The sequence below is a fragment of the Bradyrhizobium sp. genome, assembly GCF_050014615.1.
GTDB lineage: Bacteria > Pseudomonadota > Alphaproteobacteria > Rhizobiales > Xanthobacteraceae > Bradyrhizobium.
In genome coordinates, this window is record NZ_JBEKCZ010000048.1 from 13,964 (window position 1) to 29,527 (window position 15,564).

At 61.6% G+C, this 15,564-nt stretch carries 15 protein-coding genes and 1 tRNA gene; 10 read left to right on the forward strand and 6 right to left on the reverse strand.

Going from position 1 to position 15,564, the window contains the following annotated elements:
• The first annotated feature begins 234 nt into the window (after positions 1-234).
• From ABR948_RS10440 to ABR948_RS10480, 9 genes are all read left to right on the forward strand, one after another.
• On the forward strand, positions 235-2,508 hold the full coding sequence (locus ABR948_RS10440; protein ID WP_428116797.1) for a TOMM precursor leader peptide-binding protein: 2,274 nt from the start codon (positions 235-237) through the stop codon (positions 2,506-2,508).
• Positions 2,509-2,522: 14 nt separating this feature from the next.
• Positions 2,523-4,007, forward strand: a complete 1,485-nt coding sequence (locus ABR948_RS10445; RefSeq protein ID WP_428116800.1) for a SagB/ThcOx family dehydrogenase — start codon at positions 2,523-2,525, stop codon at positions 4,005-4,007.
• Positions 4,008-4,262: 255 nt separating this feature from the next.
• Positions 4,263-4,982, forward strand: a complete 720-nt coding sequence (locus tag ABR948_RS10450) for an enoyl-CoA hydratase/isomerase family protein (protein WP_428116803.1) — start codon at positions 4,263-4,265, stop codon at positions 4,980-4,982.
• Positions 4,983-5,052: 70 nt separating this feature from the next.
• Positions 5,053-6,027 carry an NAD-dependent epimerase/dehydratase family protein gene (locus tag ABR948_RS10455; protein WP_428116805.1) on the forward strand — a complete coding sequence of 325 codons (975 nt, stop codon included), beginning with the start codon at positions 5,053-5,055 and terminating at the stop codon, positions 6,025-6,027.
• Positions 6,028-6,039: 12 nt separating this feature from the next.
• Positions 6,040-6,840: an N-acyl homoserine lactonase family protein gene (locus tag ABR948_RS10460; RefSeq protein WP_428116807.1), complete on the forward strand. Its 801-nt coding sequence runs from the start codon at positions 6,040-6,042 to the stop codon at positions 6,838-6,840.
• Between the two features lie 39 nt (positions 6,841-6,879).
• Positions 6,880-7,602 carry a GntR family transcriptional regulator gene (locus tag ABR948_RS10465; RefSeq protein ID WP_428116810.1) on the forward strand — a complete coding sequence of 241 codons (723 nt, stop codon included), beginning with the start codon at positions 6,880-6,882 and terminating at the stop codon, positions 7,600-7,602.
• A 34-nt stretch (positions 7,603-7,636) separates the two neighbouring features.
• Positions 7,637-8,434, forward strand: a complete 798-nt coding sequence (locus ABR948_RS10470) for an alpha/beta fold hydrolase (RefSeq protein WP_428116812.1) — start codon at positions 7,637-7,639, stop codon at positions 8,432-8,434.
• A gap of 32 nt (positions 8,435-8,466) precedes the next feature.
• Positions 8,467-9,399 carry an NAD(P)-dependent oxidoreductase gene (locus tag ABR948_RS10475; protein ID WP_428116815.1) on the forward strand — a complete coding sequence of 311 codons (933 nt, stop codon included), beginning with the start codon at positions 8,467-8,469 and terminating at the stop codon, positions 9,397-9,399.
• A gap of 65 nt (positions 9,400-9,464) precedes the next feature.
• Positions 9,465-10,514 (forward strand): ABC transporter substrate-binding protein, encoded by a 1,050-nt coding sequence (locus ABR948_RS10480; protein ID WP_428116817.1) that lies wholly within the window; start codon positions 9,465-9,467, stop codon positions 10,512-10,514.
• A gap of 74 nt (positions 10,515-10,588) precedes the next feature.
• Here the strand turns inward: ABR948_RS10480 and ABR948_RS10485 are convergent, their stop codons facing one another.
• The 6 genes from ABR948_RS10485 to ABR948_RS10510 all read right to left on the reverse strand — a co-directional run bounded on the left by ABR948_RS10485 (position 10,589) and on the right by ABR948_RS10510 (position 14,832).
• Positions 10,589-11,935 carry an MFS transporter gene (locus ABR948_RS10485; RefSeq protein ID WP_428116820.1) on the reverse strand — a complete coding sequence of 449 codons (1,347 nt, stop codon included), beginning with the start codon at positions 11,933-11,935 and terminating at the stop codon, positions 10,589-10,591.
• A gap of 117 nt (positions 11,936-12,052) precedes the next feature.
• A tRNA-Pro gene (locus ABR948_RS10490) sits at positions 12,053-12,129 on the reverse strand.
• Positions 12,130-12,193: 64 nt separating this feature from the next.
• Positions 12,194-12,685, reverse strand: a complete 492-nt coding sequence (locus tag ABR948_RS10495; protein ID WP_428116822.1) for a DUF192 domain-containing protein — start codon at positions 12,683-12,685, stop codon at positions 12,194-12,196.
• Between the two features lie 169 nt (positions 12,686-12,854).
• On the reverse strand, positions 12,855-13,517 hold the full coding sequence (locus ABR948_RS10500; RefSeq protein WP_428116824.1) for a cold-shock protein: 663 nt from the start codon (positions 13,515-13,517) through the stop codon (positions 12,855-12,857).
• A gap of 198 nt (positions 13,518-13,715) precedes the next feature.
• On the reverse strand, positions 13,716-14,477 hold the full coding sequence (locus ABR948_RS10505) for an SIR2 family NAD-dependent protein deacylase (RefSeq protein ID WP_428116827.1): 762 nt from the start codon (positions 14,475-14,477) through the stop codon (positions 13,716-13,718).
• 73 nt (positions 14,478-14,550) lie between these two features.
• On the reverse strand, positions 14,551-14,832 hold the full coding sequence (locus ABR948_RS10510) for a hypothetical protein (RefSeq protein ID WP_428116830.1): 282 nt from the start codon (positions 14,830-14,832) through the stop codon (positions 14,551-14,553).
• Positions 14,833-15,027: 195 nt separating this feature from the next.
• Here ABR948_RS10510 and ABR948_RS10515 point away from each other — a divergent pair, with 195 nt between their 5' ends.
• On the forward strand, positions 15,028-15,213 hold the full coding sequence (locus tag ABR948_RS10515) for a hypothetical protein (RefSeq protein WP_428116832.1): 186 nt from the start codon (positions 15,028-15,030) through the stop codon (positions 15,211-15,213).
• Positions 15,214-15,564: the final 351 nt, after the last annotated feature.

Consider the following 15,564-nt stretch of genomic DNA (forward strand, 5'->3'; position numbering starts at 1 on the left):
GCTTTCCACCTAGGTTGATAGACGCAAATTGTCATGGCCGGGTTCGACAAGGTCGACCCGGCCAATCCATGTTTTAGTACTGCCCGCCTGATTGCGCAGGCAGGTCCACGCCTGATGATCGAACCGTCTCACATCTCATCGAGACATATCAGCGTGCGAGCTGAATGAGGGAGTTCCAGTGGTCGGAGAATACGGGCGAACCGGCGTAGCCGGCAGGGTACGCGTGCTGACATCATGAAAAGTAATCGCAAGAAGAGTGCAACCAAGAAAAGCGCAACACGGAACGCCGTTAAAAAAGACGTCCCGCAATTCGCACCGAATTTCTCCGTCTACGTACTGCCGCCGGATGTGGTCTGCCTCTATTCCGAGGACCGAAAGTTTTTCCTGCACGGCGAGCTTTACTGCGCCCTCGCCGCTGCCATCGGCAAAGGCGGCAAGAGCCTCCCGGAGCTTGCCCACGATCTCGGAAAAAAATTTCCGCCCGACAAGGTCGAGGAAGCTCTCAAACGGCTTATCGAGCGCCGCTACATCGTTCCGGTATCGGGTGCTCCCGCCGGCGTGGTGGAAGGTTATTGGGCGAGCCTCGGCCTGCCGCCGGGTATCGCCGAGCAAAACCTCGGCAATTGTCGTGTGCGCGTCGAATCAATCGACGTAAACGGCGCGGCCGAGTTCACCGCTGCCTTGAGCGAATTCGGCGTCAACGTTGTCAAGCGCGACCCGGATCTCACGATCACGCTGGTGAACGACTATCTCGAACGCCGGCTTGCCGAATTGAACCAGCAGCGGGTGGCGGACCAAACGCCCTGGCTGCTGGTGCAACCCTCCGGCGCCTTTCCCCTGGTGGGCCCCTTCTTCAACCCGGGCAACGGCCCTTGCTGGACTTGCCTCTTCGATCGCATGATCCGCAATCGTGAGGTCAAGGGATTTCTCGACCGCGCACCGGGGCACGCTGTCGCCATCTCGCCACTCGCCCGCAACGCGCTCGGACAAGGCGCCATTCAATTTGCGGCCCTCGAAATTGCCAAGGCGATCGCGACCGATTTTCGTACCGAACTGAACGATCACATCATCAGTCATGATTTGCTGGGCTCGAATGTTGTGAAGCACTACGTTGCGACACGCCCGCAATGTCCGACCTGCGGAAACAGGAAGCTGCGCAATCCGCGCCGGGCGCCGACGCCGATCGAGCTTGGCTCTGGCGCCAAGCTGATGATGACGAGTGGCGGATACCGGACCGTATCCTCGCGCGCCACGGTGGCGCGTTTCCGAAAGCATGTGAGCGCGCTGACCGGAGTCGTCACGCGGCTCGAGCGGATCGAAGCCGATCTGCCGATGAACACCAACTATTATGCGGCACACAATTTCTCGGCGCCGGCTCTGACCGTCGATGCGCTCAGGGCGGGATTGACCGGCGGTAGCTTCGGCAAAGGCAGCACGGCGGAACAGGGTGAAGCCAGCGCGCTGATGGAGGCGATCGAGCGCTATTCGGGGATTTTCCAGGGCGACGAGATACGAATGGCAAAGCGGTTCGCCGATTTTCCGCCAGGTGACGCCATTCTACCCAACGACGTCCTGCTGTTTAGCGACACGCAATATCGGAATCCGGGAGACGAACCGCCGGATTCTCATCTGGTGCCGGAGCCGTTCGATCCGTCGGCCAAGGTCGAATGGACGCCGGTGTGGTCGCTGCGCGACCAGCGTTTCAAATATCTTCCGACCAGCCTTTTGTATTTCTTCTACGGCGGTCCCGGCGCCTTCCACGCGGATTCCAACGGCTGCGCGGCCGGCAACACGGTCGAGGAGGCCATCGTTCAGGGCTTCCTCGAACTGGTGGAACGGGATTCCTACGCCATCTGGTGGTACAATCGATCGCAGCGGGCCGAAGTCGACCTCAGCCAGTTCAACGACTCCTATGTTAACGATCTAAAAAGTCAGCTCGCCGACACCGGGCGCAAGCTCTGGGTGCTCGACATCACCAGTGACCTCGGCGTTCCCTCGTATGTGGCGATATTGCACTGGATGCAGAACGGACAGGAGAACATCGAGTTCGGCTCCGGCGCGCATTTCGATAAACGCATTGCGTTGCTGCGCGCCTTGACCGAGTTGAACCAGTTCCTGTCGATCGGCCTGATGGGCGGTGGAACCGGCGAGAAATCGAGCCTCGACGGCGTCACGCCATTGCGCCTGCAGGACTATCCGTTCTTGATACCGAGTGCGCATCCGATCGTCGAACCGGCCTCCCCCTGGGAAGTTGTCCCGCTCGATAACACCCGCCAGCAAGTCGATGCCTGCGTCGAGATCGCCAGGCGCGCGGGCCTCGATTTCATGGTCCTCAATCAGACGCGGCCTGACGTCGAAGTCTCCGTCGTCAGGGTGATCGTTCCCGGCCTGCGGCACTTCTATCGCCGCTTCGCACCGGGCCGGCTTTACGATATCCCGATCAAGCTCGGACTACGCGATCGACCGCTACCGGAAAGCGAACTCACTCAGTTCCTCCCCCATACCTAAAGGGGGCATGCCGGATGCGCGCTCCCGGAAAAAAACAAGGACGAAAGCAGGCGCGGCGGATCGCTCCGCCGGCCATTTCGGCCCGGCTGATCGGTCACATCACGCTCGAAGCGCAGACGGACGGAAATATCGTCGCCTACTTCGACGGCTATGCGGTCGGTCTGGGAAAATTCAGCACCGAGGCGGCGGCCCGCGCGCAGACGCTTGGAACAGGCCTGCCGCTCGCCTCGTTTGCGTCTGACAGCGGCGTCGACAAGGAAATCAATCTGCTGGTCCGGCGATTGGCCCGGCGCGGTCTCCTGGAATATCGCCTCGGTAGCGCGGATGACGACAAGGACCGGGTCGTCGTCGAGCCCCAGATTTCCGACTATTGGCCGCAAACGCCGCCGCTCGGCGACGCCGATGTCATCGTGCTGTCGCGATTTGCGTATTTGCGACGGCGTGGCAATGAGATGGTGCTGGAATCGCCGCGCGCCGGTGCCCTGTTTCGAATTTGCGATCCGACAATTGCGGCTGCTTTCGCCATGCTGTCGACGCCGCGACAGATCAAGCAGTTCCGGCGGCAGGACGGTTTTCCAGGGCATGAACTTCTCGCATTGCTGCTGGATTGCCAGATCCTGTTCAAAATCGACGCCGCCGCCGGCGGCGATGGTCTGAGACCCTCCGAAGGCGGCGATCGTCTCGTGCTCTGGGATTTTCACGATCTGCTGTTCCACACCCACAGCACGGAAGGCCGACAGGCCAATCCGCTGGGCGGGCTTTATCCCTATGCCGGCGTCATGCCGGCGCCATCAGCGGTGCGGCCCCGCTGGCCTGGAAAGAAGATCGATCTCCGCAAGCTGGCGGCGACGTCGTCGGAGATCGCCTCGCCGGTCGCCAAGCTATTGCGTGAGCGTCATTCGACGCGCGACTTCGACGACCGGCAACCGATCACCCTCCCCGAGCTGGCACGGTTTCTCGACGGCGCCGCCCGCATCCAGTCGAAATGGAAAAGCCGGATCGATCTCGGCGGCGGCGGTCCGGTGGTCTCCTATGCCGCGCGGCCCTATCCTTCCGGAGGCAGCGCCTACGAGCTCGAGCTCTATCTGGCCGTGGCCAACTGCGAAGGACTTGCCCGCGGCTTCTACCATTACGACGCCGACCGGCACGCGCTGGTGCTGATCGGCGCGACCACGCCCGAGCTCGATGCGCAATTGGCGGCGGCTGAATTCGCGATGGATGCGCCTGGCGTTCCCCAGGTCCTGATCACGATCGCGGCGCGCTTCGACCGGACCGCGTGGAAGTACAGTTCCATCGCCTATTCGCTGGTCTTGAAGGATACCGGCGTCTTGACCCAGACGCTTTATTTGATGGCGACGGATATGGGGCTTGGTGGATGCGCGATCGGCAGCATCAATATCGATCTGTTCTCGAAAATGACCGGGCTCGAATTCCACGTCGAGGGCCCGGTCGGTCAATTTGCGCTCGGTCGCGGCCGGAAGCTGGACCCGCCCGATTAGCGCGTCATCGTGGCGTAGCCCTGGGACACATCACCATTGTCGGGTCGTCAAGCCGCACTTCTGCGACGGTCAGCATGATCACGGTCGCGATCGTTGACGGAACGGCCGACGGGCCTGATCCCACGACGCATCAACACGACAAACTGATTGACAGATTATCATACAATCCTATTACCTCCGATTTCGACGTGATAGATTTTCGCGAAGATCGGCTCATCACGGGCCCCAGCAAAATATCAAAAGGAGGAAGGCGCCATGGCCATCGAGATCGATGCCAAGGGAAAGGGTGTTTCGGTCGTTACCCTGGCGGGTCATGATGCCGGCAATTTCCTGTACACTCAGGACCTGCTCGATCTCGCGGCGGTGCTTGCGACCTGCGCCTCGGACAAGGATTTGCGGGCGCTGGTCGTCACCGGCCGGGGCAACATTTTTTGCGGCGGCCGCATCGGCGCCAAGGGCCTGACGCGCGCCTCTGAAGTTGCCGAAGATCTCAACGCCATCCTGAAAGTCAATCATGCCCTCAACGCGCTGCGCGTTCCCGTGATCGTCGCGGTCGAAGGCCAGGCGTTCGGATTTGGCTTCGGACTGACCGCTCAGGCTGATTACGCGATCGCGGCGGAAAACGCCGTGTTCTCGCTTCCGGAGATGTCCCACGGTCTGCCGCCGTTGATCGTGTTTTCCTATCTGTTCCGCTTTGTGCCCTACAAGCGCGCCTTCGAGCTCGCCGTCACAAGCCGGCAGATTTCGGCGCGAGAAGCTGCCGATGCCGGCATTCTCACCGACATCGTGCCGGCCGGCACCACGCTGAAGCGAGCGCTCGAGGTCGCCGACAAAATGGCCTCCTTCGATCCGAAGGCGCTCGGCCTGCTGCGCCAGTTCGGACGCGAGGCAGCGGAGGTTCACTCCAGGCCGAAGAGCGAATATGCGGTCGCCTTGATGAGTGTGATGCTGGCGGAGCGGACGCCGGCGCACTAAGCAGCGCGCCCTCCTGCTTTTGAAGGATGCTTTTCGACGAACGGTTCAGACGGACGGACGGACACGACCGATGCATGTTTTGGTGACCGGAGGAGCCGGGTTTCTCGGTGGCTACGTCATGGCGGCGCTGGCCAAGCAGGGTCATCAGGCCCTCGCCTACGACATCGCGTCACCAAGTGCGGAGACACTGACGGTTGCGCCCGATGTCGCAACGCGGCTTCGGACCGGTCAGATCGGCGATATCGCCCGGCTGTTCGAGGTCTGCCGCAGCGAGAACATCGAAGCGATCGTCCACACCGCGGGGATCGTCGGGCTTGAAGTGTCGCTGGAGCAACCGGTCGCGACTTACCAGACCAATGTCATGGGACAGGTCAATGTCTGCGAGGTCGCGCGGCAATTGCGGATGCGGCGCGTCGTCTTCGTGTCGAGCAATGCCGCCTATCACAAGGGCTCCGGCAGCAGCCTGATCGAAACCGATCCGGCGTTTTCGATCCGTGACGGCAATCCCGCCGGTCATTACGGCACCTCCAAGATGGCCGCTGAAGCGATCGGGCTCGCTTATGCGACCTTCCAGGATCTCGATTTCCTCAGTCTGCGCGTCACCGCCATCTACGGCTTCGGCATGCGCAGCCCGATGTATATCAAGCCCATGGTGGAGAACGCGGTGCTCGGCCGGCCGACGCGGTTTGCAACCGGCGGGCTGATGAAGCGCGATTATACTCATGTGCTCGACTGCAGCGACGGCATTGTCGCGGCCTTGCAGGCGCCGCGATGGACCGCCGGCGAACAACGGGTGATCAACATTGCCTCCGGCAGGGCACGAACCGCCGCCGATGTCGCCAGGACCGTTCGCGATGCGATCCCGGGGGCCGATATCGAGATCGGCGACGCCCTGACGCCGCTCGAACAGCAAAACGTCAGGATGCGGGCATCGCTCGATATCTCCGCGGCCAAGCGCCTTCTGAACTGGTCGCCGAAATGGCCGCTCGATGCAGGCGTGACCGAATATGCCGAAGCGTTCCGGCGCTACACCTCCCGTCCCTGAACGAGCAGAGCCATGTCAGATCTTCCGAATTACGAAGTCTACGCCATCCGCTACGCCACGCGGGCATCGAAGCGATCGGACAATTTCGTCGGCGGCGATCCGCATGATGGTCCGATGCCGCTGGATTATTATGTCTGGGCCGCCATCGGACCGGATCGCAGCTACGTCATCGATACCGGCTTCACCGCCGAGATCGCCGCCAAGCGAAAGCGCGACTATCTGCGCTGCCCGATCGAAGCGCTGAAACTGCTGGGCCTCGATCCCACAGCGATCACCGACGTCATCCTGACTCACCTGCATTACGATCATGTCGGCAATTTCGACAAGCTTCCGGCAGCGAATTTCCACCTGCAGGAAACCGAGATGCATTATGCGGTCGGCCGCTACATGCGATACAAGAAGCTGCAGCATTCCTACGAGATCGAAGACGTCGTCGGCATGGTCCGCGCCAACTACGCCGGCCGGGTCAATTTCTACGATGGCGCGGCCGAGCTTTCGCCGGGGATTACCATCCATCCGGCGCCCGGCCATTCGGCAGGCCTGCAGTTCGTGCGCGTCCATACCAAACGCGGATGGGTCGTTCTGGCCTCCGATGTCACCCATTTTTACGAGAACATGGAGGCCTACAAGCCCTATGTCACGGCCTTCCATATCGGCAATATGCTGGAAGGCTTCGACAAGCTTCGCGCAGCAGCCCCCTCGCCCCAGCACATCGTTCCTGGCCACGACCCTCTCGTGATGCAGCGCTACAAGGCGCCCCGCCCCGATCTGGACGGCATCGTGGTGCGCCTCGATGAGCCACCGAATGCGTGATCACATGATGGATACCGACCGACCGGAGAGGTTCTTGCCATGACTGTCGCATCGCTTCGCGTGGTTCGCTCGATCGTGTCGCTCAAGAAGCAGGTCGTCGAATCCCTGCGTACTGCCATTTTCGATCGACGCTTCGCACCGGGAGACCGGCTGGTCGAACGCGAATTATGCGAAATGCTGGATGTGAGCCGCACATTGCTGCGTGAAGCGCTCAGTCAGCTCGAAGCCGAGGGCGTGGTCCAGATCATCCCGCATCGCGGCCCGATCGTCGCGGTCTATACGGCCGAAGACGCCAAATCGATCTACGAAGTGCGGGCGGCGCTGGAGGAAATGGCCGGGCGCTCATTCGTCGAACGCGCAAGCGAGCAGGAATGCAAGGCCCTGGAAATCGCGTTCGCCGAAATGAAACGCAGCTGCACCAGCAAGCTCGGCGCCGATCACCTGACCGTCAAGGCCAGGTTCTACGCGGCGTTGACCGCGGGTGCGCACAATCCCGTGCTGGTCGAAATGCTGCGCCTCATTCACGGACGTGTCTCGATGCTGCGCGCGACGACCCTGGCGCAGCCAGGCCGCCTTGCAGCCAGCCTCGCCGAACTCGGCCATATCGTGAAGACGATCAAGGCCCGCGACGCGGAAGCTGCCGCGCTTGCTTGCCGCCGTCACGTCGAAAATGCCGGCGCGATCGCGATCGCCGTCCTCGCGGAGGACACGGCGGCACCTGAAACCAAGCCTCCGTCGGCAAAACGTCGCCGACTGATCTGACATCGATGGCCCTTCGTGAATGGATGAATTCGACATGACACAAATTCCCGCGCTGCAATCCGCCTCCGGCATTCATTCCGTTCGGGCGGGCAAGCGAGGCGCCCCGCTCGTCGTGCTGGTCCATGCCGTCGGGATAGATCTGACCTACTGGGGCGACCAGTTCGCGATGCTGCAGACGGCCTATGATGTGGTGGCCTACGATCTGCCGGGTCACGGCAGATCGGCCAAGCCCGCCAAGGGTTTTGGCTTCGCCGACGCAGTCGCGACGTTGACCGGGGTAATCACCGATGCGGATGCCGGACCGGCGCATATCGTCGGATTATCGGTCGGCGGGATGATCGCCCAGAATTTCGCGCTCGCCCGGCCGGACCTGGTGCGCTCTATGGTGCTGGTCGACACCGCTTCGACCTTTCCCGACGCGGCTCGGACCGCACTATTGGAGCGCGCCAGGCTGACGCGGGCGCAAGGCATGGGCGCCATCCTGAAGCAGACGCTGGAGCGCTGGTTCACCGAAGATTTCATCAAGCGCCGCCCCGACCTGATCGACCGCGTCACCAAGACGCTGCTTGCCGATGATCCGGAAATTCACGCCGGCATGTGGGAAATGATCGCAACGCTCGATACCGCGCCGCGACTGGCCAGCCTCGACAAGCCGACGCTTGTGGTGGTTGGCGAGCACGATCCATCGACGCCGGTGGCCGCCTCTCGCGCCATGGCCGAGCGCATCCCCGGCGCGGTTCTGCACATCGTGCCTGATGCATCTCACATGGCTCCGCTCGAGAAGCCATCGCAGGTGAATGAAATCTTGCACGGTTTTCTGGCGACCCATTGAGCGCGGCCGGACATTGCTGACGGGAGAGCGTGATGAAAATAGGCTTTGCGGGACTGGGCGCCATGGGCGGCCCGATGGCCGGTCACCTGCTGGATGCCGGGCACAAGCTTCTGGTGCTGACCCGGCGCCGCGAATCCGCTGCAGCCGCGATCGCCAAGGGCGCCGTCTGGGCTGAAACGGCGAAGGCGCTGGCCGCCGGCTCGGAGCTCGTTTTCACGGCGCTGCCTGGACCCGCCGAGATCGAGGCCATCATGGCCGGAGAGGATGGTCTGCGCGCCGGCTTTTCAGCCGGCACGCCTTACATCGATCTGTCGACCAATTCTCCTACGCTGGTCCGCAAGCTCTCGGCCGATCTGGCCGGGATCGGCGTTTCCATGCTCGATGCTCCCGTCAGCGGCGGCCCCAAGGGCGCGGCCTCCCGCAAACTGGCGATCTGGGTCGGCGGCCCACGCGCGACCTACGACGCCTGCAAACCGATCCTTGATCTGCTCGGCGATCAGGTGCGCTATCTCGGGCCGAGCGGCAACGCCTCGGTCGCCAAGCTCGTGCATAACTGCGCCAATTACGGCATCCAGATGGTTCTGGCCGAAGCCTTCACGATGGGGGTCAAGGCCGGCGTCGATCCCGCGGCGCTGTTCGCCGCGATCCGGCAGGGATCGCTTGGCCGCCAGCGCGCCGTCGACCGCATGGCCGATCAGTTTCTGCCGCATGAATTCGACACCCCGGCCTTCGCCTTGGAACTCGCACACAAGGACGTCTCGCTGGCCACCGCGCTCGGCCGCGAGAACGATGTGCCGATGCGTTTCGCCAACATGACCCTGGCCGAGATGACGGAGGCGCTCAACAAGGGATGGGGAAAGCGGGATTCCCGCGCAGCCATGCTGATCCAGGAGGAGCGTGCCGGCCTCGACATCCGGGTTCCCCGCAACGTGCTGCAGGACATTCTTCGCAACGAACCGCTCTGAGCGGACAGGGCCGAGGGCTAGATAAAACGCTCGTATAAAAAGACCACGACGGGACGGAGGAAGCGATGAAACGATTTTCGACGGTTGTGGCGGCCGGCCTGGTAGCGCTGGCCGCGACCGGCGTGGCGAAGGCGGACGATGCCGCGCTGGAAAAAACCAACATCGCGATCGCGGTCGGAGGTTCCATCAGCCAGATGAACAAAGTCGCCTACGCCATCGCGCTCGCCCGCAAATACTTCGAACAGGAGGGACTGACGATCGATTCCACGGCGTTCGCATCGGGAACGGCGGGACTCCAGAGCCTGGTGGCCGGCGGCGCCGATGTCGCGGAAGGCGCCTACGAGCACACGCTGCGCATGCAGGCAAAGGGCATCAACCTCACCTGCCTCGTCGCCTATGGCCGCTATCCCGCCAACGTCCTGGTGGTGCGGAAATCGATGGCCGACAAGATCAAGACCGTAGCTGATTTAAAGGGGAAAAAGATCGGCATCTCGGCGCCCGGGTCTTCCACGCAGAACTTTGTCGCCGGCCTGATGGAGCGCGCCGGCGTATCCTGGAAGGAAGCCAGCTATATTTCGATCGGTACTGGCCCGAGCGCGGTCGCCGCGATGAAAACCGGCGGCGAACTCGACGCCCTCGTGAACCTCGATCCGGCGATCAACGCGCTCGTGGACGGCGGAGATGCGGTCGTCCTCTCCGACAGCCGGACGGCGGAAGGCACCAGGGCCGCTTTTGCGGGCGACTACCTCGCCGACTGCCTGTTCGCGAAAACCGAATTCCTGAAGGCCAATCCCAATACCTCGCAGGCCATCGTCAACGCCGTCGTCCACGCGATGCAATGGCTGAAAACCGCGTCGATCGACGACATTATCAAATCCCTGCCCCCCGCCTACTACAAGAGCGACGAAAAGCTCTACCGGGAATCGCTGGAGAAAAATCTCTCCGCCTTCCAATGGGACGGCTTCATCACACCGGAAGCCTCCAGGAACGTGCTGGATTCCATTGCGGTCCTCGAACCGGCCCTGCGGCAAACCAAAATCGATTTCAGCCTGACCTACGACAACAGGCTGATCGAAACCGCGCTGAAGAAATACCACTCGCCGGTAGCGCAATGATGCAGGCGCGAGCCAACTCGTCTTTGCCCTTCTGCCCGATACCCGATCACCTTCGTCGAAGGCTGGCGTTCCGATCAAGCCGCCTTTCTCAACTGCAGCCGCTTGATTTCCCCGACAACGACCAGATAGCTGAACATCGCAACGAGGGCGTTGGCTCCGACAAAGACCAGCGCGCCATTGAACGAGCCGGTGCCCTGAATGATGTAGCCGATGATGATTGGCGTTGTGATCGAGGAAATATTTCCGAACATATTGAACAACCCGCCGCTCAGGCCCGCGATTTCCCTCGGGCAGGTATCCGAGACGACCGCCCAGCCAAGCGCGCCGATACCCTTGCCAAAGAACGCCAACGCCATGATCACCACGACAAGCCACTGTGCGTCGACATAGTTGCAGATCACCATACTGGTCGATAGCAGCATTCCCGCGACGATCGGGGTCTTGCGCGCCACCGTCAAGGACCAGCCTCTTCGCAGGATGAAATCAGAAATCACGCCGCCGAGCACGCCGCCCAGAAAGCCGCAGATCGCCGGTACCGAGGCAACCATGCCGGCGTTCAGGATCGACATGCCGCGTTGCTGGACCAGATAGACCGGAAACCAGCTGATGAAGAAAAAGGTCAGGGTGTTGATGCAATACTGACCGAGATAAATGCCGAGCATCATCCGGTTGCTGACGAGCTGCCTGAGATAGCCCCATTCAAATGGCGGTTGGTTTCGTGCGGCTTCCCGCCCGTTATCACTATCCATATTGACCAAGGCGCCGCCGCGCTCGATGTAGTCGAGCTCGGCACGGCCGATGCGCGGGTGCTGGTTGGGCGCGTAAAGCACCCTGAGCCAGATGACGGAAATCAGCACACCAATCAGGCCCATGAAATAAAAGACGTAAGGCCACCCGAGCGAAACCGTGATCCAGCCCATGATCGGCGCGAACAAGACAGTCGCGAAATATTGTGCCGAATTGAAAATCGCCGACGCGGTGCCGCGCTCATTGGCCGGATACCAGGCCGCCACAATGCGCGCGTTGGCGGGAAATGAAGGCGACTCCGCAAAACCGACCAGAAATCGCAGCGCAAACAACGCATAGACCGCCGATGTCGCGGCCAGCAGGCCAACGGCGCCCTGCAGCAGGGTGAAGAGCGACCACGTCACAATGCTGACGAAGTAAACCGTCTTTGATCCAAACCGATCCAGCAGCCAGCCACCGGGAATCTGCCCGATGACGTAGGACCAGCCGAACGCGGAGAACACGAATCCCATTTGCACGGCGCTCAAGCCGAGATCCCGAGACATCACGGGACCCGCGATCGCAATCGTGGCGCGATCCGCATAATTGACGATGGTCACGGCAAACAGCATGGCCGCGATGGAAAAGCGCACCCGGCCGATAGCCGTCGCGGGGACGCTCGTCGCGACGGTCATACCAATGTTCCTCTTCCCCGGGATCGCTTTTTGTCGCCCAAACCTACCGCGTCTCGATAACGAAATCGCGTAGGCGGGTCGGCGCTTTCTGCAAGAAATTGATATTACTGCAGTATTTGGTCGGGGCAGCTGGATTCGAACCAACGACCTGCAGTACCCAAAACTGCCGCGCTACCAGGCTGCGCTATACCCCGATCGTTTGGGAAACGTCGTCGATACACGCTTAAAGCGCGCCCAGCAAGGCTGGCGGCAGCCTGATCATCGGCCATTGAACAGTGGATGGGCGACGCGATCGCCGGGGGCGATCCCGTATTTTTGCGCCGTGCCGGCGATCACCTCCAGCACCCCCTTCGCCAGCCCCCGCGAGGGGATGATTTTGGTGGAGAGCGGCTCGGTATTTTCGGCAATGCGCAGGATCCGGCCATCGGCCCGGATGAAGATCATGTCGAGCGAGATGTAGGTATTTTTCATCCACATCGACACTTCCTGTTCCGGCGAGAAATCGAACAGCATCCCTTTGCCGTCGGCCAGTTCCTTGCGGTACATCAGCCCGGTGGTCTTCTCGTCTTCGGTGGTTGCCATCTCGACCGAGAAAACCTGCACGCCGGATTTGGTCACGATCTCGAGCGGCTGAATGCTGGCCGCGCGCGCGCCCGACCCGGTGAAGGCACAAAGCGCGCCGGCCAAAGCGAGCGATATCCAGACCCACGCACGCACCCGGTGCCAACCAACGCCTCGATCACAATTCATAAGCAACGCTCACTCTGGCCACAGAAGATTTCGATAGGGCAATTTCCCAACAGCGCGCGCATTCTAGCGAACAATGCGTGCCCGATCGACCGTAGCCTGAGGATCGTGGCAAATACCAGACCTGTGCCCAGCCAATCGTTTCTGGTCAGAAACGTGGAAGGTCGCGCGGCTAGTGCGACGACAGTCCCGGCGAGCCGGATTCGGGCTGGATCTCGGCAGCCATCATGCCTTTGGAGCCGGGTCCGAAACGCACCAGCACATACTGGCCGGGGCGCAGCTCGGTCATTCCGTAGCGGCGCAGGGTTTCCATATGCACGAAAATATCAGGTGTTCCCTCGCCGCAGGTCAGGAAGCCGAATCCGCGCAGGCGGTTGAACCATTTGACCTGCGCCCGTTCCAGGCCGCTGGTCGGCGTGACGCTGACATGGGTCCGCGGCGGCAGCATCTGGGCGGGATGGATCGCGGTCGATTCGTCCATCGAAAGGATACGGAAGGCCTGATAGCCCTTCGCCCGCTGCACGCATTCGCAGACCAGCCGCGCGCCCTCATAGGCGGTTTGATAGCCGTCACGCCTGAGCACGGTGACGTGCAGAAGCACATCCGGCCAGCCATTATCGGGAACGATGAACCCGTAGCCCTTTGATGCATCGAACCATTTGATGACGCCGGAGATTTCGACAAGGTTGGCGGCGCTGTCGCCGAGACCCGATAGCGCATCGATGGCCGGGTCGCGTACGCCGCCGCTTGAAAATTCGCCCGGCCCAATCCTGTTCGAGCTGGGCCCGCCGGATGGCGGGCCTCCGAGCTTTTTCTCAAATCCGTCCGACCCCATGACCGCGGACCCCACACATGATTGACGGCCCGTCATCAAAAGCGACGGCGCCTCCACGCGCCCATCTATGACAATTCATGATGACGCCACGCGAATCTCTCGAATCAAAAGATAACACTCCCGCTTGCGGCGCATAGATAAAAAACGAATCTGCCGGAACCTATGAACAGGCTTGCGCGCCAGCGAATCAATTGGGCATCAATTGCCCACGAACGGACCAAGGGTTTCCCCGATGTCATGGCGGATCACCAGATCGGCCAAATCGTCCTGTTCGGTGGGCTCATTGTTGATGATGACCAGCCGGGCCCCGCAATTCCTGGCCAGCTGTGGAAAGCCCGCGGCCGGCCAGACCACCAGCGACGAGCCGATCGCTATAAACAGATCGCACTGCTGGGCGAGTTCCGTCGCGCGTCGCATCGCATCTTCCGGCATCGCCTGCCCGAACGAGATGGTCGCGGTCTTCACCGGTTCCTCGCAGACGGTACAGTCGGGTGCACGGCCTGAGGTGTCGAAGCGCTGTTTGACCCAGGGAAGATCGTAGGCCTCTCCGCAGCCGATGCAGCGCGCATAAGTGGTATTGCCGTGCAGTTCCACCACGTGATCACCCGCGAAACCTGAGACCTGGTGCAGATTGTCGATGTTCTGGGTGACGATCGCCGGTATCTTGCCGGCCCGGTAGAGCGAGGCGAGCGCGCGGTGGCCGCGTCCCGGCCGCGCGGCGGCGAAGGTCGGTTCCATCGCAAAGCGCCGCCGCCACGCTTCGTTGCGGGCCTCGGGGCTCGCGACAAATTCATCAAACGGAATTGGCCGGTTGCGGGTCCACAATCCGCCCGGTGAGCGGAAATCGGGAATGCCGCACTCGGTCGAGATGCCCGCGCCGGTAAAGGGGACGATGGTGGAAGCCTCGGCGATCATGTCGCCGAGCTGTTCCACACCGCTGCGAAGATCGGAAGCGATCACCGAAAAACCTGAAGCTCAAAATCCGAAACTCTGACCGCGCCTGTTATAGCACGGCCCACCGGATCCGTCGTCCTTAGGCCGCCTTTGCTATCGGCTCCTTGGCGATCGACTCCTTGGCGATCGGCTCCTTGACCTCGTCGGCCCTTTTGGCGACTTCGTCGCTCTTTCGGGCTTTCACGACGGGAAGCGCGGCCGGGGATTTCTTCGCCGGTCTGTCGTATTGCGACAGCTTCTCCAGCTCGGCCTCGAGCTCGGCCCGCCGCTTCGCGACCTTTTCCATCAATTTGTCGGTCGCGTTGTCGCGCAATGCTGCGACTTCCTCGATGCTCAGTGAATCCAGATCGATCTTTGCCATGCAAGCCTCCTGCTCCCTTGTGGCTACCGGGAAGCGGCACAGGCCACAAGCAGCGGCGAGCCTTATCCACCGCGATATGCTTCGCATACGCGGGAATCACAATCCTGCAACGCTCTATCCGCATTGACGCCCCAATCGCGGAACTCAATAGGCATGGGACACGACTCTGGGACACGACTCAAAAAAAGGATGGGCATGACCGAACCTCAGGACCGCCTCGCTCGCGAGCGGGAAGAAATCGCCACGCGCGTCGCCAACTTCAAAGCCACCCAGGAAAAATTCAGGCGCGAGCGCGAGGAATATTGCGTCACCACGCTGGAGGCCGCGCGGCATTCCGAACATTCGCGCCACGCGCTTGAGCGGCCGCCATATTGGTCGTAAGGCGCCATTGCGAGCCGCTCCAACAACGTCGTCCCTGCGCACGCAGGGACCCCAGCGTGAGCGGTCGTCATACCCCGCGAAAGCGGGGTATCCAGTACGCCGCGGCTTCTCGATTTCATCGCAACCGTTCTGGAAGACTGGATCATCCGCTTTCGCGGATGATGACAGCCGGAAGGCTGCTACAGATTCGAATATCAAATAGCCAACTCGATTAACGATCGTCATTGCGAGCGAAGCGAAGCAATCCATGGTGCAACAAAGCAAGAATGGATTGCTTCGTCGCTTCGCTCCTCGCAATGACGTCAGACACAACTCCGCGATCTCGCCGCATGTGTGCGCGAGTTTTGCTTT